The sequence below is a fragment of the Saccharibacillus alkalitolerans genome (assembly GCF_011090185.1).
Classification (GTDB): Bacteria; Bacillota; Bacilli; order Paenibacillales; family Paenibacillaceae; genus Saccharibacillus; species Saccharibacillus alkalitolerans.
Map to the genome: position 1 here is coordinate 215,081 of NZ_JAAFGS010000003.1, position 23,002 is coordinate 238,082.

Sequence of the window (23,002 nt, forward strand, 5' to 3'; positions counted from 1 at the left end):
TGAAATCAACCGGGCCTCGGGGTGTTTTTTTTGTTTTAACGCTTGTTTTCAATCTGCCGGCAGTTCCGGCCATAGAGAAAGGGAAGGATCGCCGGACATCCGGTTTTCCTTCCCTTTTTTTACGTTCGGATGCTTATTTATGCCACCTGACCGGACATCTCCCGGCATACCTGAGCGCAGCGTTTGCACTGCTCCGCGCAGCGCTGACAGTGATCCATATCGTGTTTGGCGCATTCCTTGCCGCAGTCTTCGCAGATTTGCGCGCACAGGGCGCAAATTTGTGCCGCATACGGGCTGTTTTGCGTCATCGCTCTGGCCGCAAATTCGCACATATCCGCGCACATCCGGTCGAGACGGATGCAATCGCGCATCATCGCTACGTCTTTTTCCTGCAGGCAGGCGTCGTAACAGTTGTTGCAGACTTCCATGCATTTCAGACATTCGTCGATGCACTGGCGCATTTGTTCTTTTGTCATTCGAACACTCCTCCTTGTTGTCAGCCTGGGGTCGATTCGTCTTTTATTATTACCCCGAGGTTTTTGACATAAACGGAGCCGGCGAGGGTTCCATGAAGTTCTGCCTCTTCTTCCGCCTTCTTACCTGCTGCGCCAATTTGCCGGATTCAGCCAGTGCGTCCACGGCTTTTTGACTCCCCGCTCGCTGTCGCCGTAATGTTCGACAAGACGGTTGAGCCTCTCCAGCTGATACGCGTAAGCATGGATCTCCGCCGCGACGATGGAGAGCCGCATCGTGCTGCCCTGCTGCTGCTGCATGTACTCCTGCATCGTGACCGCGAAGCGTTCGTTCTCCTCTTCGAGGTTCTGCCACGGCAGGTCGTCGGGCTTAAGCTTGCCTTCGAATTTCAGCAGCACATGCTCGTGATATTTGATCATGTATTCGAGCTGACTATCGAACAGCTGGTCGAGCATCATCGTGCGGGAAGCGGGAAAATAGTGCTCCTCTACCGCTTCCACGACATCGCTTCCTTTGCGCAGCGTATGCAGCATCTGCTTATAGACGACAAGATGCCGGCTCTCCGTGTAAGAAGGCCGCCGACGCTTATGCTGATCTTCTTCGAGCAGATTGTATTTGTCCGCCAGCGACTGGATCGAACCTTCCAGCGCCTTCTGCTGATCGCGGAACACGCTTTCCTTGATTTCGTCCGATACGGCGGTTCGCATCAGCAGCGACAGCTGACTGAACGTCGACTGAATCTGCCCGAGGAACTGTCTCCGCGGATTGGGCGGCAGCACGGCCACGTTGACGATAAACGCGGCGAAAATGCCGACGACGCTGATCAGGAAACGATTGAGCGCGAATCCCCACTGTCCCGACGCTTCCATGACGGAAATAACGGTGACGAGAGTAAGGCCGATCGTATCGGCGCGCTTTATCTTCAGGCAGATCATGATGATGACGATGCAGGTCAGGCCGACCGCGATCGGTTCGCTGGACAGCAGGCGGCCGGCCGCCACCGCGACCACGGCGCCGAGCGTATTGGTCAGCAGCTGGTCCAGAAAGTACGTCCACGATTTGTAAATGGTGGGCTGCATGGCAAATATGGCCGCGATGGCCGCGATGACGGGCGGCGTCAGGTTAAGCAGCATAGTCAAATAAAGAGCCAGGGTTACCGCGATTCCCGTTTTCAGCATCCTTGCGCCGAAATTCACGCCGATTCCTCCTTTGTCGTGCAGGCAGCCGCACGGGCCGTATTCCGCCGGGCGGGGCCCGCTGCCGTTATTCTTCCGATCCCCAAGTATTACCCGCTCCGGGAGACGAAGTAAGCAGCGCCTGATTTCCTAGTATAACCGCTGCATCGGCCGCGGCGCAAAGTCCGCGAACAAAAAAAAGGGACCGCCGCGCGTTTGTGCGCCGACGGTCCAAAATTTATGTTTCAAAGGGGGTTGTATTTTTAGATTAAACGGGAAAGCTTAAGACAAGCTGAAAAACAGATTTCAGTTATGTTACAATGAGTTGCCACCCAAGAAACGACGAAGGAGAACGAACGTTTTGGAGCAGAAAACTTCCATATACGAAACGATCGAGCTGTGTCTTTTGGCCGGAAAAATCATGCTGCAGAGCGGAGCGGAAACGTACCGAGTCGAAGATACGATGGTGCGCATCGCGACCGCCTTCGGCCTGAGCGAAAGCCACAGCTACGTCACGCCGACCGCGCTGATCTTCTCGACCAGCGGCGAACAGCCGGCCAAGCTGATCCGGATCGAAGACCGCACGACAGACCTCGACAAAATCGCTTTGGTCAATGCCATATCGCGGCGGATCGCGCTGGGCGAATTGACGGCGCAGGAAGCCAAAGCGCTGCTGCTCCAGGCTCAATCGGCTTCGTTGAATTATAAGCTTCCCGTGCAGATTCTGGCCGCGGCGCTGTCGAGCGCCTGCTTCCTGATTATGTTCGGCGGCGGATGGTACGACTTCCCGGCGGCTTTTCTCGCCGGCGGCGCCGGCTTCGCCGCCTCGGTCTATCTGCACCGTCTGGTGCAGGTCAAATTTTTCGCCGAATTTTCGGCGGCGCTGCTGGTCGGCCTCTTGGCTCTGCTGTTCATTTGGGCGGGCTTCGGGCACGAATTCGACCGGATCGCCGTCGGTTCGGTCATGCCGCTCGTCCCCGGCCTGCTGATCACGAACGCGATCCGCGACCTGATGGCCGGCCATCTCGTCTCCGGCATTTCCAAGGGCGCCGATGCCTGCCTGACCGCCTTCGCCATCGGGGCGGGCATTGCCGTCGCGCTGATCTTTTTCCGTTAGAATAGGAGGATAACGCCTATGTGGGCTCATTTTCTGACCAGCTTTTTTGCGGCCGCCGCATTCGTCATCCTGTTCAACGCGCCGAAAAAATCGCTTTTTCACTGCGGGCTCGTCGGCATGCTCGGCTGGGTACTTTACGTCTCCGTCCGCGGCGAGATCGGCGAAGCGCCGGCGACGCTGGCCGCCTCGGTACTGGTCGGCATTCTGTGTCAGCTGTTCGCCAAAATCTACCGCACGCCCGTTATCATTTTCAGCGTCGCCGGCGTCATCCCGCTCGTTCCGGGCGGCATGGCTTACAATGCCATGCGCCGCTTCGTCGAGAACCGTTACGACGAAGCGCTGCAGATCGGCGCGCAGACGCTGATGATCGCGGGCGCCATCGCGGCGGGACTCGTGCTGTCCGAAGTGCTGAATCAAATGCTGCGCCGCCGGGAATCCGCCGGCCGAACGACTTGAACGAAACGTCCGGCTCCGATGCGCCCGAGCGTACAAAACGCCGCCCTGCACCAGCGTGTGCACGGGCGGCGTTTTATGTTCGGCGAACTCCCTTGTTCGAGTCGTCTAGACCAAGGCTGCCGGCCCGGCGGATAGGCCCGAACGGTCGTCTTCCTCCGAGCTCCCGCCATAGGGAAGGACGCGAACCGGGGTCGTCTTGAAGCCGGGCATCTTGCAGTAGGGATCGAGATCGGGCAGCGTCGCGCGATTGACGTTTTGCGAGCCGCTCCAATGCATGGGAGCGAATACCGTGTCTTCCCGGATCTTGTCGGTCACCCGGCAGCGCGCGTAGAACATGCCCGCTTCGGAATCGATCCGCGCCCATTCCCCGTCCCTTACGCGTATCCGCTTCGCGGCAGCGGGATGAATTTCGAGAAAATTCGCCACTTCCCGGGCTTCGAGCACGGGACTGCGGTGCGTCTGGACGCCCGTCAAATAATGGGCCAATACCCTTCCGTTGGTCAGCAGCAGCGGATAAGCCGAAGAGGTCGTTCTTCCGTTTTCCGTATTCTGCGGAGGAGCGGAAAAGACCGCGCGGCCGTCCGCATGGGCGAAAGAACGCTCGAACATAAGCCCGCTGCCGCCGCCTGCTTCCCCGCACGGCCAATAAACGCCTTCTTCCCGGCGCAGCCGATCGTACGTGATGCCGTAATAGTCCGCGCGGCCGCCCCGGCTGGCGAGCCGAAGTTCGTCGAAAATCGCTTCGGCGGAGCGGAAGCGGAACCCCTCTGCGCGGCCCAGCCGTTCCGCGAAGTCGCCCAAGACGGCCCAATCGTGGCGGCATTCTCCCGGCGCCGGACGCACCGCTTCCCGCAGCAGCACCCGACCTTCCAGATTGGTCAGCGTCCCTTCGTTCTCCAAGTACGAAGTCACCGGCAGGACGACGTCCGCCAGCAGCGCCGTCTCGGACAGGAACATGTCCGCCACGATCAGCCCGTCAAGCTTTTCAAGGCCCTCCCGAACCCGGGAAACGTTCGGATTGGATACGACCGGATTCGAGCCCATGACAAGCAGCGTGCGAATTTCTTGCCGATCAATCATTTCCATCATTTCGTAAGCCGACACGCCCGGTCCGGGAATGCGCTCGGGCTCCACCCCCCATACCGAAGCGACGTAAGCCCGGTCCGCTTCATCCGCGATCGATCGGTACCCCGGCAGTTGGTCGGCTTTCTGGCCGTGTTCCCGGCCCCCTTGTCCGTTTCCCTGTCCGGTAATCGCGCCGTATCCGCAGCCTTCCCGTCCGATTTTGCCGGTGGCGAGAACGAGATTCAGAAATTCCCGGACCGCCAGATGCCCGTCCGTCTGCTGCTCGACGCCTCTGGCCGTCATGATCATTCCCGTACGGGCGCGCCCGTACATCGTGGCCGCCCGCCGGATCAAGTCTTCGCGCACACCGCAAAATTCGGCCGTCTGCGGCAGCGTCATCTGATTGACCGCGCGTTCCCGCAGCTCTTCGAATCCCCGGGTCCGGCTTTCGACAAAAGCTTCGTCGATCAGTCCTTCTTCGATCAATACCTTCAGCATGCCTGCCGCCAGCGCGGCATCGGTACCCGGCCGAACCGGAAGGTGAAGATCCGATGCCGCGGCCGTCGCGGTCGCCCGGGGATCGATGACGATAATCGAAGCTCCGTTCTCCCGGGCCCGGTTGAAGTAGGGCATAAGGGTCGGCTGGCACTCCGCCAGATTCGTTCCCGCCAGCACGATACATTCCGCTTTCGGAATATCCGAAAGCCGAAAGGTCAGCCCGCGGTCGACGCCGAACGTTTTGCTGCCGGCGGAAGCCGCGGCGGACATGCAAAATCGGCCGTTGTAATCGATATATCGGGTCCCCAGCGCCAGACGGGCAAACTTCCCGAGCAAGTAAGCCGATTCGTTGGAGAGCGAGCCTCCGCCGTATACGCCGACGGCATCCGGTCCGCCTTCTTCCGCGGAAGCGGCGAACATGCCGACCGCCGTGCGCATCGCCTCTTCCCAAGTTGCCCGCACCAGCTTCCCTCCCCGCCGGACCATGGGATGCAGAAGTCTTTCCCCGCTCAGCGCATGCTGGTGCGCGTTCTGTCCTTTGACGCAGAGCCGGCCTTCGGAAGCGGCATTGTCGTCTCCATGCGCACGGAACGCCGAAAGCCCTTCCGGCTTCGCTTCGCCGTCCATTCTGATTTTGCACTGCACGCTGCAAAAAGGACACTGCGTGCGTCCCGCGAAAAACGGCTCTCCGCCGGGCGTCTTACCGATCAAACTGCTGGACATGATCCTTTCCTCCTTCGCCGAGCGATTAATTTGAAGCCGACTCCAAACTCTTTTCCGCTTTTTCCGGGAACGAGCCGAAATCTTCGAACCTTGGTTCCGCGCCGCTCATTGCGACGCCTTTCGACTCCCTTTCGAACCGCAGGGCGAGTTCTTCCCGCAGCGTGCGGTCCAGCAGAACTTCACGGACAGTCCGAAGGCCGATTCGGCCAAACCATTCCCAGAGCGGTTCATCGTAAAAAGCTTCTTCGCGGTAGAGCTGCAGCAGGGCGTCTCCGATCGCCGCGGCGTCTTCCGCATTGTCCATAATGCCGATCAGTTCTCCCTGACGCACGGGATGCTCCGCATGTCCGCCGGCATAGAACTCCCAGCCTGCGGGACATCGCCTTAAGCCGATATCCCGCACCGGTACTCCGGCCGGATAATCGGGCCCGGCCGATACCGCCGCTTCGACCGGGCCGGGAAGGACGATCTTCTCCCACCGCTCGGACCAACGCCGTCCGATCGCCCCGGCCTCGACTGCCGCCGCGGACGAATAAGCGGGAGCCGCCACCCGAACCGCCGTCCCGCGTCTTCCGCGCCGGTTATCCTTCTCTTCGTCGCCCACTTCCGTCTCAGCGTGCCCGAACAGATAATAAAGGACGGCCGGACGGCACACGCCGCATCCTCCCTCCCAATTTTTCTCAGGCACCAGCCGGATTTCCCGTAAAACAGCGGCATTTGCACCGGCGGCCCCTATGTTCGCAGGGAGGGAGCGCCCCGCCGCTTTGGCCGCCGACTTGAGTCCGGACCGCCCGAACGGCACGCATCCGCATACCGCTTCTTCTTCCGGCTCTTCCGCGGGCGCCGCGGCCGCCGCCCCGCCCGATTTCGCGTATTCGACCAGGGCGGCGACCATCGGGCGGCAGCCTCCGCAGGAGCCGGAAGCGCCCGTGGCCTGCTTCACCTGGTCGGCGGTCGTCAATCCGTCCCGCATGACCGCCTGCACGATCTCCGCTTTGCTGACGTCGCCGCAGGCGCAGATCCGCTCCCCTTCCGGCAGCGCGGCCGCCGCCTCCCGCGCACCGCCCTGCCCGCCGGAGCCCGAGGGCAGCGCCGAGACGAACGCTTCCTGGCGGATCTGCTTCAGAAGCGTCCCCGACTCGGCCGTATCGCCGTACAGAATCGCCCCGACGATCCGGCCTTCCTTCATCGTCACCTTCCGGTAGACGCCCCGAATTCCGTCTTCCCAGCGCTGCGCCACGTCGGCTTCGGATTCGCGAATCTCGCCCGCCGAAAATACGTCGACGCCCGAAACTTTGAGCTGCGCGTACAGAATCGAACCCCGGTACGGCTCTGTCGGCGCTTCGCACAAACGGCGGGCCAGCACTTTGGCCTGTTCGAAAAGCGGCGCCACAAGTCCGTAGGCGATTCCCCGATGTTCGGCGCATTCGCCGATCGCGTAGACGCCCGGCAGATTCGTCTCCAGTTCGTCGTCGACCAGAATCCCGCGGCTGCTGCGAATTCCGCTTGCGGCCGCCAGTTCCGTGTTCGGTTTTATGCCTACCGCAAGAACGACCAGGTCGGCCCGCATCCGGGTTCCGTCCGAAAAAAGAAGCCCTCTGGCCCGTCCCGGCCCGGTAATGCTTTCGGTATGGGCTCCCATTCGGAAACGCATGCCCTGATTCTCCAGCTCCCGCCGCAAAAGCTTCGCGGCCGTCTCGTCAAGCTGCCTATTCATCAAAAAAGGAGCGTTGTGGACGACTTCCGTCTCCATGCCCAGATTCAGCAGCCCCCGCGCGGCTTCCAGCCCCAGCAGGCCGCCTCCGATCACGGCGGCGCGTCCTCCCGCCTCAGACGCCCGGATCATGGCATTGCAGTCTTCCAGGTTCCGGAAAGAGATCACCCCTTTTTTATCCGTCCCGGGAATCGGCGGAACAAACGCGGACGATCCCGTGGCGACGATCAGCCGATCCCAGGGCAGTCTCATGCCGGAGGCCGTCTCGACCTCCCGGCATGCTCCGGCATGAATCCGGACGGCCCGTTCGCCGGTATGCAGCGCAATGCCGTGTTCCCGGTACCACTCGTAAGGGTTAAGCACGATATCCTCGAGAGAAGCGCTCCCCTGAAGCACCTTCGACAGCATGATGCGATTATAATTGGGGCGACGTTCGTCCCCGATGACCGCAATTTCGAACCGATCGGGATCCAGCTTCAGAATTTCTTCCAGACAGCGGATTCCCGCCATGCCGTTTCCGATGACAACCAGCCTGGGTTTTTGCTTAAGCATGCTTCATCCCTCACTTGTCCTTAAAGATTCATCTTGCGGCAAATTCGGACACAAAAAGCCTACCTCCTATCCCGAAGGAAAGAAGAGTAGGCTGCGCTGCCGATGCAATACGGTACTCCATTGTACCGAATGACTACTCATAGAGTAGGCGATGATTCATGCGAAGTCAATAATTATGTTATATTAATTAACACAAATAGAGATTCAATAAAGCAAAAAGGCTCTTGTACAGTAAAAATCACTTGCTTCTTTTATTTTTTAGTCAGGTATATTGACACGAGTCATTTAAATTTTTATACTTTGCTTATTCCAAAGGCCGCACAACGCTGTGCGCTCTTCATCCGGCAACGAGGCCGCGATTCGTTCCTCCCAAAGGGCGAATTGCGGCCTTTTTCGGATGTGTCAAAGCTTACAACCCATTCACGAGGAGATGAGAGACGATGGAGACAGAGAAAAAAAGTTTTTGGAAAAGCGGACATACCCCGACGTTGTTAAGCGCGTTTTTGTACTTTGACATGAGTTTCATGGTCTGGGTGATGATCGGTCCGCTGGCTGTCGTCATTGCGGCCGACTATCCGATGGATCCTCTGCAAAAAGCGCAGCTCGTCGCCCTTCCGATTCTGGGCGGGTCGATTCTGCGGCTTGTGCTCGGCGCCTTGACCGATTACATAGGGCCTAAGTTGACGGGGCAAATCGGAATGGTCTTTACCTTAATCCCTCTCGTTATCGGATGGCAGTTCGTCCACTCGCTCGATCAGCTGTATATCGTCGCTCTTCTGCTAGGCATAGCGGGAGCTTCGTTCGCCGCGGCGCTGCCCCTCGCCGGCCAGTGGTACCCGAAGGAGCATCAGGGATTGGCCATGGGGATCGCCGGAGCGGGCAACAGCGGAACGGTCATTTCCACGCTGTTCGCCAACCGGATCGCGCAGCATTTCGGAAGCTGGGAAGTCGTGTTCGGACTGGCCATTATCCCGATCTCCGTCGTCTTCATTCTGTTCACTCTGTTCGCCCGCAACAGTCCGCACCGTCCCGCTCCCAAAAAAATGTCCCAGTACGCGTCGGTGCTGCGGCAGGGCGATGCCTGGGTGTTCTGCCTCTTCTATGCCGTCACGTTCGGCGGATTCATCGGGCTTTCCAACTATCTGACCATCTTCTTCAACGCCCAGTACGGATTGTCCGCCGTCAGAGCTGCCGATTTCACGACGCTGTGCGTCATTGCGGGAAGCTTCTTCCGCCCATTGGGCGGTTATCTGTCCGATCGCTTCGGAGGCATCCGGATGCTGACCGTCCTGTACTGCGGCGCCGGCATCATGCTCGCCCTGGTCGCTCCCATGCCGCCTCTGGCCGCGGTCATCGTCATCTTGTTCGTCGGCATGATGTGTCTGGGCGCCGGCAACGGAGCGGTGTTCCAGCTCGTGCCGCAGCGCTTCGGCAGCGAATTGGGTTTAATGACCGGCATTGTCGGCGCCGCCGGCGGTCTGGGCGGCTATGCCCTTCCGATGCTTCTCGGCAAGCTGTATCAGATGACGGGAAGCTACACGCCCGGATTCGTCTGCCTCAGCGGAGTCGTCCTGCTCGCGCTCGGTCTGCTTGTCGTCATGCAGCTGAGATGGCGCAGCACCTGGGCTTCCGCCGCTCCGATCGCTCCGCTGCCCGGTCGGCTGGATGCCTGACCGGGCAGCGGTAAAGGGAGCTCTTAAGCTTCAGGCGCCGCCAGCTCGCGCACCAGCGGCGGCAGCCAGTCGTCCAGACTGCGGAAGACGAAGCCCGCCGATTCGGCGCGCGACGTATCCATCGCCCAGTCGTCTTCGATGCCGAACGGCGACGCCTCGCTTTCCGGCCCTTCCGACATCACGATCGCGGAACCGCCCGTTTCCCGGTCGATGAGCGCCAGCAGTTCGCGCAGCTTCGGCTTGCCGGCCGACGCTGCGTTGAACGGCCCGGTCTGACCCGTTTCGCCGAGCCACTTCAGGAAATCGGCGGCTTCTTCCTCATAAATGAAGCAGATGCAAGCCTGCGTGTTCGGCATCACGAACGAAACGCCGTTTTTGATTCGGTCCACGTGAAAGTGCAGTCTTTTCGTATAATCGTTCGGTCCCAGCACAATCGGGAACCTCGCCGCCGCCGCCGGAAACGGCGCTTCGCGGAAAAAGACGGCTTCCGCCTGCGCCTTGCCTTCGCCGTACGGCACTTTGCCGACCGGACTCGGCGGAACGTCGAGAGAAGCCGTATCCACCCGCTCTTCCGGCATGTCGGCCGAGCCCGCTCCGTATACCGACAGGCTGGACGTCAGCACGTAATGGCCGACTTTGCCGTCGAATACGCGGATCGCCGCGCGCGCTTCGTCGGCGGTATAGCAGATGTTGTCGTAGACCACATCCCAATACCGCCCTTCCGCCGCGGCGGCGAGCGCGGCTTCGTCCGCTCGGTCCACTTTGATGCGTTCCACCCGGTCTCCGAAAGAATCCTCCGTTCTTCCCCGGGTCGCGATCGTGACCGCATGTCCCGCCCCGATCAGCTTTTCCACCAAAATTTTGCCGAAAAAACGCGTTCCTCCAAGAACCAGCACGTTTTGCGTCATTATGTAACTCCTCCCCTTCGTTCAACAAATCGATTTATCCGGCGCAGGCTCAGCGCGTAACATGCTTCTCCCCGTCCAGAATCGCGCGCACTTCCGAAAGCGTCGGCAGCCCTTCCCAGTCTCCCTTGAATTGGGTCGCCATCGAACCGAGCAGATTGGCGCGGTGCAGCGCTTCGTGCAGCGCCTCCTCGCCGAGTCCGCCCGCCAATTCCTCCCGATGCTCCAGCAGCACCGACAGCAGACCCGAAGCGAACGCGTCGCCCGCGCCGACCGTATCGATCAGCCGCTCTACCGCAAAAGGTTCCGCGCGCACGCACGCTTTTTCCGTAAAGCCGATGGAACCTTCCGCGCCCAGCTTCATCGCCACAAGCTTCGGTCCCATGTCCAGAAACGCCTTTCCGTACGCTTCGATCTCCATTCCCCCGAGCAAAAACTCCGCTTCTTCGTCGCCCGGCATGAAAATGTCGCACAGCGGGATCAGCGACAGCAGCGTCTTCCGCGCCAGTTCCTCGCTCCACAGCTTGCGCCGCAAGTTGGGATCGAACGAAACGGTCAGCCCTTTTTCCCGCGCCAGCTCCATCAGCCTGCGCGTCGCGGCCGCCGTATGCTCGCCGAGCGCCGGCGTAATGCCCGTCACATGCAGATGCCCCGCCCCTTCGAGCCAGGCTTCGTCGATCATGTCCGGCGTCAGCCGGCTTGCCGCGGAGCCTTTCCGGTAATAATAGACCGCCGGATCGCCGTAGCGCTTGAAATCCTTGAAGTAAACGGCGGTCGGCGCCTCGGAATCGCGAACCGCATGCGATACGTCGACCCCCTGCCCCGCCAGCGTAGTCAGCACCAGATCGCCGAACGGATCGCCGCCGAGACGGCCGATCCAGCGCACTTTTTTGCCCAGCCTCGACAATCCGATGGCCACGTTCGATTCGGCTCCGGCCAGCGACTTGGTGAACAACGGCTCGTACTGCAGCGCCCCCTGGTTGTACGATTGAAACAAAATCATGCTTTCCCCGAGCGTGACCACGTCTACCCGATTGCTTCGCATTATGCTTTGTCTCCTCCTTCGGCACCGTCCGACGCTGCTGTCCTGCGGCCGCAGCCGATGCCTCGCCATTTTTGAATGCGTTATCATCAAGCTTCTTCCAGTTTACGCGCTAAATTCCCTGCGGACAAGCCTATCGCCTCCGGCGGTGGTTCCGGCACGCGGCGCGCTGTTATAATGGAAGAACGTTTGAAGAAAAGAGGGAACGCCATGGCATTCGGAATCGACAGACAGGAGCTCGCCCGTTGGAAAGAAGCCGTCGAACGCGGCGAAATCGCTTATATTACCCACTTTTGGCTCGACCCCCGTTTTCCCGGCGTCACGTCGGTGACCAAAGTCGGCTGCTCGGATCTCGGCCGGCTGTCCCGCTGGTGTCTGGACAACGGACTCAGCCCCGCCTATATTCACCGCCGCGACCGTTATCCGCACTTCGACCTGATCGGAGCCAAGCAGGCGGAGATTCTGCGGCGCGAAGGATTGTTCGGCCAGCTCGAGCGTTTCGTGGAGCGCAGAAGCCGTTAAGCCTATAACCGCATAGGCAGCGAATATTGGACGAATCCCCACTGCCGCGTTAAAGTAAAGTTCATTACGCCGGGCCCCCGGCAAGCGGCTCGCATCGGCGAATTCCGGCCGCTTCCGAACCCGTCCGGCCATCGAAGGAAGGTTGCCCATGCTGCTGTCTCTTCTCGTTACGCTGTATCACGTGTTTCTGCCGCTGTCCCTTCCGGTGCTGGCCGGCATTCTGCTGCGCCGCTTCAAAGGGCTCGACACCAAGCCGCTGTCCGTGCTCTCGCTCTATGTGCTGAGCCCCGCCATCATCTTCACGACGCTGATCAACGCGCGCGTCTCCGCCGGCGACGTCGGAATCACGATCGCGTTCAGCGTAATCAATCTGCTGGCAATGTGGGGCGTGTCGCTGCTGCTCGGCCGCCTGCTGAAACTCGAAGACGCGGAAAAAGCCGGTCTGACGCTGGTCGCCTCCTTCACGAACTGCGTCAATTACGGCCTGCCGCTCGTGCTGCTGGCCTTCGGGCAGGCGGGACTCGACAAAGCGGCCGTCTATGTCGTGATGCAGATCATTATCGTCAACACGGTCGGGGTATTCTTTGCGGCGCGTTCTCACTTTTCCGTCCGAAAAGCGGGGGCCGCCATGCTCAAGCTGCCGGCGCTCTATGTCGCCGCGCTGGCCGGCCTGCTGCGGCTGACCGGGATCGAGCTGACCGACGTGATGCAGACCGGCATCAATCTGCTGTCCGGCGCTTACTCGCCCGTCGTATTGATCATTTTGGGCGCGCAGATGATCGGGGCGGCGCACGGCGAATGGCAGCCCAATCTGCAAAAGGCGTTCCGCGCCGGGCTTGCGCTTCGTCTGTTCGTCGCTCCGCTGCTGAGCTGGCTGATCCTGCTGCTGCTCGGCGCGGAGCCGCTGCTGCTCGGGGTGCTGCTCGTGCTGGCCTCCATGCCGACGGCCGTCAACGCGGTCATTCTCGCCGAACAGTTCGGCGCGTCGCCGAAGTTCGTCTCGCGCTGCATTCTCTGGACGACGCTAGCCTCGTTCGCTCTGCTGCCGGTGCTGCTCGTCTGGACGGCGCCCTGAAATCGTCTCCCGGACCGAAAATACCGAAAGCCCGTCCACGGAGGACGGGCTTTTTTCTATCCGATCAACCTTTCTCGCTATGTAAAAGGTCCGCCTGCGGCCGCTTCATTTCGCCGATGGGACGCAGGCCGTTAAGCGAGCGCGCCGTTTTCTTCCCCCGGAAGAAGCGGAATGTCAGCGCGGAATACGCTGCCTTCGCCTTCCCGGCTTTCGGCGGACAGCGTTCCGCCCATCAAAGTCACCAGCTCTTCGCAGACTTTGAGACCGAGCCCCGCGCCGCCGTAGAGGCGCGCATGGGAAACGTCCGCTTGGCTGAACGCTTCGAAGAGCCCGTCCATCCGTTCGGCGGAAATGCCGATTCCCGTGTCCCGGACCGTGAAACGGAACAATCGCGCATTCCCTTCCGGCGCTCCTTCCAATTCTTCGACGGATAACGTTACGCTTCCCCGTTCCGTGAACTTCAAAGCGTTGCCGATGAGATTGTCCAGCACCTGCCGAAGACGGTGCGGATCGCCGTACACGCGCTGCGGCAGCTCTTCTCCGACTTCCAAACGAAGTTCCAGTCCCTTCTCTTCGCTCCGCAGCCGATGGATGTAAAGAATCGACTCCAGCATCTGTCTCAAGCGGAACTCGATCCGCTCCAGCTTCATGCGTCCGTCGGCGGCGCGCGCCAGATCAAGCGCATCGTTGGCGATCGTAAGCATCGTATCGCCGCTTCCCCGGGCAAGCCGAAGATGTTCGCGGACATCGTCCGGCAGGCTTTCGTCCATCAGCACAATGTCGAGCAGGCCCAGCATGCCGTTCAGGTTATTTCGCAATTCATGGTTAAGCTTGCCCAAAAATTCGAGCAGTTTGCGGCTCTGGCCATGAGCGACCTGCGCCGTGCGCGCCGCTTCTTCTTCCAGCAGCTTGCGGTCGGTCACGTCGTACTGCAGGCCGACGAACATAATGCAGCGTCCTTCCGCGTCGAAAATCGGATCGATGTTGATTTCGTTCCAAAACGGGCTTCCGTCCCGCCTATAATTCAAAATCTCGGTGCGTACCGGCAGGCAGAGCTCCAACCGTTCGCGAATCTCCCGGCGCGTTTCGCTTCGGGTATCCGGACCCTGCAAAAAACGGCAGTTCCGTCCGATGACCTCTTCGCGCGAATAACCCGTCAGCCGCAAAAAATGCTCGTTAACGAAAATAAGCGGCTGCTCCGGATCGGTCGCGTCCGTAATCGTAACCGACGATCTAAGCTCGTCGACAATATGTGCCCAATTCGGCGCATGGGTCGGCAAACTGTCCATCTTTTCCAACCCCTCCTTATGCTTCTTCTCGCGAAATCGTTTCATTCGCGCCTTATCCAGGGTACCATGATTCCGGCCTTTTTATCGACCGAAAGTTAGCCGCAAAACAAAAGACGGCTCTCCGCGGTGCGGAGAAACCGTCCGATGTCGGCGCGCGGCCGATCCGAAGCCCGGCTTCGAGCAATTATACGTAGTAAGGGCGCACGCAGACGGGCTTCGATACGCTTACCGTATTGCCCGTCGACGTCAAGCGGCCCGACTCCTTGTCGACGGCGAACACGACGATGTTGTTGGCGTCGCGGTTCGCCGCAAGCAGATGGTCACCGCTTGGCGTCAGCGCGAAATGGCGGGGATGTCCGCCTTCGGTCGAGATGTGCTGCACCAGCGTCAGCTTTTCGCCCGATTCGTCGAAAGCGTACACGACGATGCTGTCATGACCGCGGTTTGCTCCGTAAACGAAGCGCCCGTCGGCCGATACCGCGATTTCCGAGCAGCCGTTCTCTCCCGTGTAATCGGAAGGAAGCGTCGGCACGACTTCGATCTCGCTCAGCGACCCGTCTTCCGCGTTATAGCGGTACGAGGCGATCGTCGAGTTCAGTTCGTTGATGACGAACGCGAATCTGCCGCCCGGGTGGAAAGCCAGATGGCGAGGTCCCGCTCCTTTGGCCGTGCGCGTGTCGCCCTGCGGAACCAGCTTGCCGGCTTCCTGATCGATCGAGTAGGTACGGATCAGGTCGAGCCCCAAATCTTGAACCAGCAGGAACTTCTCGTCCGGGCTGAAGAAAGCGGAATGCACATGCGGCGCCGCTCCGTCGATCGGCTCGTGGGTCTGCACGTCGAGCAGATCGCCGATATGTCCGTTCGGTTTGAGCGAGACCAGACCGACCATTCCGCCGTGGTAGCTGGACACGATCAGAAAACGATTGTTCGAATCGCGCTGCACGTGGCAGGTCGTATTCGGCGTCGTAACCGCCCGATTGAAGCGGGTAAGCGTTCCTTCTTCGGAAAAGTGGATCATCATCACTTCGCCCGCTTTGCCGTTCTCGGTTTCCGTTTCTCCAATAGCGTAGATATGCCGATTTTCGACATCCACGTTCAAAAACGTCGGATTTTTCAAGTCCGAAGTTTGATCCAGCAGTCTGAGCGTGCTTTCTTTTTCGTCGAATTCGTAGGTGTACACGCCGCTCGAAGCGGATTCGGCGTACGAGCCGACGAACACGAACATCTTTTGAGTTTGTGCCATTTCCATTCCTCCTGATCGTCATTCGCCGTGATCCGCGTTCGGAGACATCGGCTTAAGCCGCGTCTTCCGCGGATCCGGCCTTGTCTCCCGGCACTCCGCCGGTAGCCCGGCTGCCCGAGCGATATGTGTTAAGTATACCTTAACGCGTCATAAATCCCAAACGCGGACGGCCGAAAAAATCCGCTCACCCGCGCCTATACATCCCGATTCCCGTTCGCGCTGTTTTCTCTTTCCGAGCGGATCACACGGCCAGTACCGTCTCCGACGCGGCCGGCGTGCGGAGTTCGGCCGCTCTAACGTACTCCGCCGTTTCCGGCTCTTCGGGCGGCATGAAAAATTTGAAGAAGCGCACCGTTTCCTCGTAATCGGCCTCGTTCCGGTATATGCCGCTCAGCCGTCCCAATTCCAAGGCAAAATCGACGTAGCCGTAAGCCTGCGCGGTCACAAGCCCGCTGTCGGACACGACGGGAAGGCTCAGCCGCGATCCTGCGGCCGCGGCGGGATCCGCGGGCTGCGGCGAAGTAAAGTTGCGTCCGCGCGCCAAGCCGGCATCCAGCGCCAGCATCGTTCCGGAACAGATCGCCCCGACTTTTCCGCCGCAGGCCTGCACGGCTTTCAGCAGATTCTCCACTTCGCTCCGGCGCGAGATCTGCGACAAATCTCCTCCGGGAACGATAAAGAGATCGACCGAGCATGCTTCCACCCGTTCGATCGTCATATGGGGCACGATACGAAATCCTTCGTGCGAAACAACCGGATCCGTCGACAATCCGACGGTTACGATTTCGCCGGCCGTTTTCATCAAATGGGCGGCAAGCATAACCTCGAACTGCGCGAATCCGTTATATACGAGAATGTAGGTCTTCAATTTGCCTTCCCCTTCCGGTTTATGTACTGAATGAGCTGCTTTTTCTTCTTCGGGAAAAAGCTCTACTTCTCACATACCCCGGAATAATGCCTCCCGAATCTTTCCTCGCTAAATTGCAAAAATTTTAAAGAACTCCGAACCAGGAGGGGGAATCGTCGGCGAAGCCGTCATGGTCCGCCGCCAGCCGGTCCGCCAGCTCGATCGCCGTAAACAGCTCTTCGCGCGGACGCCCCAGAGACTCCGCCGCAAGCGATACGGCGCCCGAAGCGGCATAAAGCGCATAGAATCCCCAAAATTCACGTCCCGGCTCCTGTCCGCCGTGATAGCCCAAGATCTGACCCGTGCAAAAAAGCGGGCTGACGCTGCGGCTGTGCAGGCCCAGTCTCGCGAAGTCGTACAGCGGATCGCCCCAACCGAATCGGCCGAAGCCGATCACCCCCGTCAGCCTTCCTCCCTGCACGATCAGATGGGCGGGGTCAAAGTTTCCGTGCAAAAAAGCGGAAGGACGTTTTTCCGTCAAACCTGCGGCGCTGCGGATTTTTTCCGCCGCCGCTTCAAGACCGCGGGACGAAATGCCGTGCTTTTGGAGCAGTTCCAGTTCGCGTTCCGTCCGGCGTCGGTAGCGGCTTCTCCAGTCTTCCGTTCCCGCCGGCGCCGAATGGCAGCGGATGCGGCGCAGTTCCTCGCCCGCCTGCATCCCGATCCGAAGCTGCTGCGGCTTGCTCGAGAGCGGCAGCGCCTGCCCGGCATCCGTTCCGTCGATATAAGAAACAAGCAGAAAATACAACCCTTCCGTGCCCCAGCGTCCCATCGCGATCGGCCGCGAACAATGAACCGTCAGCGCCTGCATCCGGTGCAGCGCTTCGAATTCGGCCCGCTTCAGCGAAAGGGAAGATTCGCCGAACAGACGCAGCAGGTAGGCGCTGTCATAACCGTGAAAGTGCACTTTGTATTTCCGGTCTCCGGACGCGCAGCCGTTCATCGGATAAGCTTCGATGATTTCGCCCAGCGGAGCGACTTCCCGTCCCAATAGTTCCGGAGCGTTTTGAATCGTTTGATTTTCTCGGTCATTCATTCCGTTCGCGCCGTCCAAGCCGTTCATCTTCCTTCGCTCCCTTCCGCGTTCCTCTTTATTCAGCGGTATACCGCGATCTTCCGCAGCCGGTATTCCGTGCTTCCGCCGTCCCCGTACCGCAGCGTTTCTCTTATTTCTTCCGTCCGTTCCCCGCTTTCCGCTTCGTGTCTCCCCGCCTTCATTTTTCGCACGCCCTTCGTATTCCGACTTTGTGATGCCCGTCCGCGCAGCACGATAGATTGTCGTTGATTATACGCTCAAAAAGACTTCTTTTGAAGGCAATTAGAGGAAAACTGACCGACTTTTGCTCATAAAACGACATTTTCGACAAAAAAACCGCCTTCGCAGAGGAAGACGGTTTTTGCAAGGGTCTATTTCACTGCAGGCGCGAACCCGCACGATCAGGCGCGGTTTTCCGCAGTACGGGGAAGCTTTACGGTTTTGAGTTCGTAGGCGGCATGCGAAGTGGATAATACGTGGTCCGGCTTCGCTTCGCCCCGGCTGCTGCGATGAGCTTGAATATGCGCATCGCTTTTCTCCCAATTTTTCCAGGCTTCCTTCGATTCCCACCGGATCTGAACGACAACTTCCTCCTCGCCGCGCCGCACGTCTTTCACCAAAATTTGAATGTCGACAAAGCCCGGCTGCTCCTCGACGATCCCCGGTTCGGAAAAACGCTCGACCACCAGATCGGAAGTTCCTTCTTTGACCGTAATCGTTCTCATCACGACAAACATTCCTGCCGCCTCCTTTGTTGTTGAAGAGCGGAGCCCTTCTTGTTTCATTATCCTAATTGATAAACATTCTCATTGTCAAGTCAACCAAACTATTCTGCTTTCGATTTCGACGGAAAGCGCGGATATTCGCCCTCTCCGTTCCGTGTATAACCGGTTAACAAAAGAAAACGAGAGACAAACCGTTGTCGGCTCGTCTCCCGTTGTTCCCTATCATAGCGGCTTTGTTTCTTACCGTCAACCTTTATCCGCAATTTTATGCTTTTCCGGTGACGCCGACGCGGCGATACAATTCGTCAAGATGCGACAGCGCCCATTCGTCGTCGGGGGCGTCTTCCAGCCGGTAATTCAACTCGTCGTGAAAGTCCTGGATCATAAAGCCTTCCGGCGCGCTGCCGAGCACTTCGTCGAAGTCGTAAGCGGGCAGATCCATCGTTCCGGCTGCGGCTTCCCGAATCCAGGCGATCCAATCTTCCAAGCGCAGCGCGCCGCGCGCCCACAGATCGAACTGCAGGCTCAGCACATCCTGCATCCGGTCGTAGTCCGCCGCTTCGGCATACCGCCGGCACAGCGATACCGCCATGCCGAACAGCTCGTCCAGCGCTTCGGACTCCTCCGCCGACGGCTGCCTTTCCAATCCGCGCATATAATCTTCGACGGAGATCGTCTCCCCGCCGTCATACAGCAGCGGCGTGTTCGACAGCAGCCACAGCGCATGCTGCACGTCTTCCTCGCCGATCCTCCCGCTCAGGGCGGCATCTATCCATTGCTGCAATTTCATCGTGCTCACTCCTTAATCAATCCCGCAGTATATTTTTGATCCGCGCTTCCCGCAGCCTCTCGGAAAATTTTTCGAACAGCCGGGTGTACCGTTGCGCAAAAGGTCCCGGCCCTCCGCCGTATCCCCGGCCGACCGATCGAAGCTACACCGATTCTTTATACACGTAAATTTCCGCAAGCACAAGCGCCGCTGCCCCATGGATCGTTCCCGCTTTCCCCCTTCGGAATCTGCGTATCGTCTAAGCTCCACGCATCAGCAAATAAATCCCGCCGGCCGCAATCAGCAGCGAAATGGCGATTTGCAGCGCGCGAATCGGTACTTGAAGACCCAGCAGTTTGACTCTGACCAACGATTTTCCCCGGCTCAGCGCTCCGTACAAAAAGCTCAATCCGATACCTACCGCCATAATCCCGATTATCGCGTCTCTCATGTCCGCCTCCCCTTTCCGTATTCTCCGCCGTCGAAGCGGAATAGATCCGTCTTCTATCGGACAGCCGAAAAGGGCAAAAAGTTTTGACAAACGAAAATCCCCGTTTTCGCGGCCGATCAGGCATGGGTTCCCAGCATCCGGTCGATCTTCTCCGTCCAGACTCCTTCGGCATCCGCCAACAGCGTGTCCCAACCCAGCTTCCGGGCCGCTTCGAGGTTGGCGATCTTATCGTCGACGAAACAGACATCGGACCCGTTCAGACCGAGCGCGGCCGCTTCGTACAGCTGCGGCTCGGGCTTGTGGTAACCGGCTTCGCTCGACACGGTGACGCTGCTGATCCGCGCTTCCAAGCCCTCGAACAGCGGCATGATCCAAGCGGTTACATGATTGCTGAGAATATGGATATCCGCGTCCGCGCTCCAGCGTTCCAACTTGCCGAGAGCAGGCAGCGGAACGAGGACGCGCGTCAGAAGCCGTTTCGCTTCGGCGGTCGTCACCGCCGGGCAGACGCCCGACAGCCAGTTCCAGAACTGTTCTTCCGTAACCGTGCCCCGCCACAATCCCGGCCCGATCTCCCGTTTATAGCGGGCTCTCAGGTCGCTTCGCTCCATTTTCGCCGTTTCCGCCATCCCGCTCCAGAACCCGTCCAGATTGGCCGCCAGCACGCCGCCGACGTCGAATACGAGCTGCAGCCTCGATTGATCGTTACTCATGTTTTCCTTCTCCCGCATTCATTTTGGTAAACAGATAAAGAACGAGATACAGAGCCGCCTGCAGCACGAACAGTCCGCCGGCGAACAAAATCAGATGCCGGACCCAGGCCGGATCGCTCAGCAGCGACCGCATATCCTGCAGCAGCATCAAAGGATTCGACACGACGTCCCAACTGTTCCAGCGGATAAACCGGCCCATGTAAATCCCGAAGCTGGACAGCAGCAGCACGACGACCGCGAACGAGGCTCCCGCAAGGCGGCCCAGCGAGCGCGAGACCAGCCGATGAACCGAATACAGCGACGCGCAGGCGATCAGCAGCCCGAGCAGCGCCGCCAGCAGCATGGGCAGCAGATGATGCCAGAAGCCGATATCCGTCCAGAATCTCTGCTGCGGGTCGAAGCCGTAATTCCGGAACACGTGCAGCAGATCGGTCAGCAGATAAGCCGCGTTCGGATAAAAGAACAGCCATACCAATCCCGCCCCCGCCAGCAGCGTCAGGCGGAGAGGACCGCGCCTTTGCAAAAACGCCCAGTCCAGCGCCGTGGAAGCCGCGGCCGGAAGCCAGGCGAGAAAATAATTCCACAGCATGAACCGGTAAGTTCTGCCGCCCGAAGCGCCCCGGATATCGAGCAGTACTGCCAGATCGAGAAGCGTCAGCAGCAGAAGCGTCAACCAAATGTACAATTTCCATGGATACTGCAGCGATTTGAGTGTATGCATTGTTTTCGTCCTCCGTTTCGGCCGCGGAGGAATAGGCTCAATCTCCGCGCGCCGTCATGTACAGTCGGTACCAATCCACGCGGCTCATCGCGTCCGCCTGGCGCTGCGCATCCGCGCAGGCCTTGATCCGCTCCGGGTTCATCGTTCCGATCACGGGCTGAATGACCGCCGGATGCTTCATCAGCCAGCCGAGCACGATCGCTTCGCGGGTGGTCCCCCGCTCGTCCGCCATCCGCGCGACCAGCTCCGCGGTTTTCCGCACATACTCCGGTTCTTCGGCGACGTCGCGCCCGGTGAATTTGCCCTGGGCCAGCGGCCCCCAAGCTTGCAGCTGCACGTTCTCGCTCCGGCAGTACTCCATCAACCCGTCCGAAAAATGAATGTCCGCGCCGCGCGTTTGGTTCACGCGTACCGTCTCTTCGACAAAATCGAGCCGTCCGAGTCCCATTTCCAGCTGATTGACGATCAACCGTTCCGTCAACCCTCGTTCGATGAACCGAATCTGCGCGACGCTCATGTTGGAAACGCCGAAGTAACGCACTTTGCCGGAAGCCTTCAGCCTGCTGAACGCTTCCGCGATCTCGTCGGGCTCCATCAGCGGATCCGGACGATGAAGCAGCAGGATATCGAGATAATCGGTGCCGAGCCGCTTCAGCGAGCCTTCGACCGATTCGAGAATATGATCGCGCGAAAAGTCGAAGCGCGAAGGGAGCTGTTCGTCCGCCAGTCCGATGCCGCACTTGGACTGCAGGACGATGTCGTCGCGAAGTCCCGGTCTCGCCCGCAGCAGGCGGCCGAACGCTTCCTCCGATTTGCCCCGCGTATAAATATCCGCATGATCGAACATGTTGATGCCGATCGACAAAGCGGCTTCGACGGCGGCTTCGGACAGCTTGAAGCGCTCTTCCGACAGCGGGGAATGATCCCATTCCCCGCCGAACGGCATACAGCCCAGCACCAGTCGGCTGGCCGGAATTCCTCTTGCGTTCAAAGGCATCGTCTTCATGATCGTTTTCCTCCTTCGGATAGGTCTTCCGTTTGTCGAACGAGACCCGGTTCTCCGTTTCGGGCCCCGGCCCGGGTCAGCTCCAGCAGGCGCTTCAAGATGCCGATTACCGTGCCCGGCTTATCCACCTGCACATGATGGCCGCTGCCCTCGACTTCGATCAGCCGGCTTTTTTCCGACAGCTGCTTCATCTTGAGCGCCGTATCGTACAGCGTCCGCTCCAACGTCTGCTTTACCGTAACTTTCGGCGATTTCGACGGCCGGTAAATGCCCGCTTTGACGACGGCAAGCGGGAGGCGAGCGAAGCGCGAGCGGGGCACGCTGCCGGTCTCGCCGACGAAGCAGTCGTATTCGCTTTCCGCCGCCGCCAGGCTGTCGGCGCCGAAGACGCGGGCCCACATGGCATTCCGCGAACGCTCCGGCAGTTTGTCCGCGAAGCTGGCGAAGCCGGGAATCCAGCGTTTCTCCGCCAACCAGGGAAGCAGGCCGATCCGGGCCGCGCGCTTTGCCAGGCCGTACAGCCTTACGCTCAGCTTCTGACGTTTTAGATACGGGAGCGGAAAAATGCCCCGGATTTCGTCTTCGTGCGAAGCGTCGATCAGCACCAGCGCCGCCACGTCTTCGGGATAGCGCTCCGTATACAGCCGGGCATAGAAGCCGCCCAGCGAATGTCCGACCAGAATGAACGGCCGGGCGATCCTCAGCCGTTCGACGAGCCGGCGCAGGTCTTCCACGCAGCGGTCGCTCGTCCGAGGCAGCGGTCCCGGATCGCTGAATCCGTATCCGGCCCGGTCGTAAACGAGCGTCTGCGTCAGTTTGGCAATCTCCGGATAGACAAGCGACCAGACCTCGGAAGACACTCCGCAGCCATGTTCGAAGACGACAGGCGGATAACCGGCCGGCTTTCCCTCAAGCACGACATGCAGCCCGTCGATCTTTTGTCCGCCGGGAAGGAGCGAGCCCTTCTTGCTTTGTTTATTCATCGCCTCTCCCCCTTGGCGGCGGAAACCGCAAGCACGTTCCCGCCCTTTCGTTTTTTTCATTATACTACGGCGGGAAGGCAAGGACGAATCCCGCCCTGCTGCCGCTTACGGCGGCCCCCGCATTTCCCCGATCGTCCTTAAGCGGATTTTCGTCCCTAAGCTGAACTT

Annotated in this window: 23 protein-coding genes; 5 read left to right on the forward strand and 18 right to left on the reverse strand. The window is 59.7% G+C overall.

Translation table 11 applies throughout. The annotated features are described in order from the left end of the window. Positions 1-137: 137 nt before the first annotated feature. Together GYN08_RS09700 and GYN08_RS09705 are read right to left on the reverse strand one after the other, a co-directional pair. A complete protein-coding gene (locus tag GYN08_RS09700) occupies positions 138-476 on the reverse strand; it encodes a four-helix bundle copper-binding protein (RefSeq protein WP_166274014.1) in 339 nt (112 codons plus the stop codon). Positions 477-596: 120 nt separating this feature from the next. Continuing rightward, a complete protein-coding gene (locus tag GYN08_RS09705; RefSeq protein ID WP_166274015.1) occupies positions 597-1,670 on the reverse strand; it encodes an FUSC family protein in 1,074 nt (357 codons plus the stop codon). Between the two features lie 340 nt (positions 1,671-2,010). On the opposite strand from GYN08_RS09705, the gene GYN08_RS09710 reads away from it, so the two are divergent. Next, positions 2,011-2,766 (forward strand): threonine/serine exporter family protein, encoded by a 756-nt coding sequence (locus GYN08_RS09710; RefSeq protein ID WP_166274016.1) that lies wholly within the window; start codon positions 2,011-2,013, stop codon positions 2,764-2,766. Positions 2,767-2,784: 18 nt separating this feature from the next. After that, entirely contained in the window at positions 2,785-3,222 is a 438-nt protein-coding gene (locus GYN08_RS09715) for a threonine/serine exporter family protein (RefSeq protein ID WP_166274017.1), read from the forward strand. Between the two features lie 105 nt (positions 3,223-3,327). On the opposite strand, the gene GYN08_RS09720 is transcribed toward GYN08_RS09715, so the two are convergent. After that, positions 3,328-5,508, reverse strand: coding sequence for a molybdopterin oxidoreductase family protein (locus tag GYN08_RS09720; protein ID WP_166274018.1), 2,181 nt, complete (start codon positions 5,506-5,508; stop codon positions 3,328-3,330). Between the two features lie 25 nt (positions 5,509-5,533). Beyond that, positions 5,534-7,774 (reverse strand): FAD-dependent oxidoreductase, encoded by a 2,241-nt coding sequence (locus GYN08_RS09725; protein WP_166274019.1) that lies wholly within the window; start codon positions 7,772-7,774, stop codon positions 5,534-5,536. 440 nt (positions 7,775-8,214) lie between these two features. On the opposite strand from GYN08_RS09725, the gene GYN08_RS09730 reads away from it, so the two are divergent. After that, entirely contained in the window at positions 8,215-9,447 is a 1,233-nt protein-coding gene (locus tag GYN08_RS09730; protein ID WP_166274020.1) for a nitrate/nitrite transporter, read from the forward strand. 23 nt (positions 9,448-9,470) lie between these two features. Here the strand turns inward: GYN08_RS09730 and GYN08_RS09735 are convergent, their stop codons facing one another. Continuing rightward, the gene (locus GYN08_RS09735; protein ID WP_166274021.1) at positions 9,471-10,355 is read right to left on the reverse strand and encodes an NAD-dependent epimerase/dehydratase family protein; all 885 of its coding nucleotides are present in this window, start codon (positions 10,353-10,355) and stop codon (positions 9,471-9,473) included. A 49-nt stretch (positions 10,356-10,404) separates the two neighbouring features. After that, a complete protein-coding gene (locus GYN08_RS09740; RefSeq protein ID WP_166274022.1) occupies positions 10,405-11,397 on the reverse strand; it encodes a sugar kinase in 993 nt (330 codons plus the stop codon). A gap of 207 nt (positions 11,398-11,604) precedes the next feature. Between GYN08_RS09740 and GYN08_RS09745 the strand changes: the two genes are divergently transcribed. Both GYN08_RS09745 and GYN08_RS09750 read left to right on the forward strand, forming a co-directional pair. After that, positions 11,605-11,916, forward strand: a complete 312-nt coding sequence (locus GYN08_RS09745; protein ID WP_166274023.1) for a hypothetical protein — start codon at positions 11,605-11,607, stop codon at positions 11,914-11,916. A gap of 148 nt (positions 11,917-12,064) precedes the next feature. Then, positions 12,065-12,991, forward strand: coding sequence for an AEC family transporter (locus GYN08_RS09750; protein ID WP_166274024.1), 927 nt, complete (start codon positions 12,065-12,067; stop codon positions 12,989-12,991). Between the two features lie 131 nt (positions 12,992-13,122). Here GYN08_RS09750 and GYN08_RS09755 read toward each other — a convergent pair whose 3' ends face one another. The 12 genes from GYN08_RS09755 to GYN08_RS09805 form a co-directional block, all read right to left on the reverse strand. Further along, entirely contained in the window at positions 13,123-14,280 is a 1,158-nt protein-coding gene (locus GYN08_RS09755; protein ID WP_166274025.1) for a sensor histidine kinase, read from the reverse strand. Positions 14,281-14,464: 184 nt separating this feature from the next. Next, a complete protein-coding gene (locus tag GYN08_RS09760; RefSeq protein ID WP_166274026.1) occupies positions 14,465-15,523 on the reverse strand; it encodes a lactonase family protein in 1,059 nt (352 codons plus the stop codon). 241 nt (positions 15,524-15,764) lie between these two features. Then, positions 15,765-16,391 carry a DJ-1/PfpI family protein gene (locus GYN08_RS09765; RefSeq protein WP_166274027.1) on the reverse strand — a complete coding sequence of 209 codons (627 nt, stop codon included), beginning with the start codon at positions 16,389-16,391 and terminating at the stop codon, positions 15,765-15,767. Between the two features lie 124 nt (positions 16,392-16,515). Further along, a complete protein-coding gene (locus tag GYN08_RS09770) occupies positions 16,516-17,493 on the reverse strand; it encodes a phosphotransferase family protein (RefSeq protein WP_166274028.1) in 978 nt (325 codons plus the stop codon). Between the two features lie 32 nt (positions 17,494-17,525). Then, entirely contained in the window at positions 17,526-17,648 is a 123-nt protein-coding gene (locus GYN08_RS23940; RefSeq protein ID WP_268952867.1) for a hypothetical protein, read from the reverse strand. Between the two features lie 219 nt (positions 17,649-17,867). Then, entirely contained in the window at positions 17,868-18,203 is a 336-nt protein-coding gene (locus GYN08_RS09775) for an antibiotic biosynthesis monooxygenase (RefSeq protein ID WP_166274029.1), read from the reverse strand. A gap of 253 nt (positions 18,204-18,456) precedes the next feature. After that, positions 18,457-18,981 (reverse strand): hypothetical protein, encoded by a 525-nt coding sequence (locus GYN08_RS09780; protein WP_166274030.1) that lies wholly within the window; start codon positions 18,979-18,981, stop codon positions 18,457-18,459. A 238-nt stretch (positions 18,982-19,219) separates the two neighbouring features. Beyond that, entirely contained in the window at positions 19,220-19,411 is a 192-nt protein-coding gene (locus GYN08_RS09785) for a hypothetical protein (RefSeq protein ID WP_166274031.1), read from the reverse strand. Positions 19,412-19,527: 116 nt separating this feature from the next. Next, positions 19,528-20,124: an HAD-IA family hydrolase gene (locus tag GYN08_RS09790; protein ID WP_166274032.1), complete on the reverse strand. Its 597-nt coding sequence runs from the start codon at positions 20,122-20,124 to the stop codon at positions 19,528-19,530. After that, the gene (locus GYN08_RS09795) at positions 20,117-20,845 is read right to left on the reverse strand and encodes a DUF1361 domain-containing protein (RefSeq protein ID WP_166274033.1); all 729 of its coding nucleotides are present in this window, start codon (positions 20,843-20,845) and stop codon (positions 20,117-20,119) included. The genes GYN08_RS09790 and GYN08_RS09795 overlap by 8 nt, the downstream gene beginning before the upstream one ends. A gap of 37 nt (positions 20,846-20,882) precedes the next feature. Further along, on the reverse strand, positions 20,883-21,851 hold the full coding sequence (locus tag GYN08_RS09800) for an aldo/keto reductase (RefSeq protein ID WP_166274034.1): 969 nt from the start codon (positions 21,849-21,851) through the stop codon (positions 20,883-20,885). Then, positions 21,848-22,834 carry an alpha/beta fold hydrolase gene (locus tag GYN08_RS09805; RefSeq protein WP_166274035.1) on the reverse strand — a complete coding sequence of 329 codons (987 nt, stop codon included), beginning with the start codon at positions 22,832-22,834 and terminating at the stop codon, positions 21,848-21,850. Before GYN08_RS09805 ends, GYN08_RS09800 begins: the two co-directional genes overlap by 4 nt. Positions 22,835-23,002 lie beyond the last annotated feature (168 nt).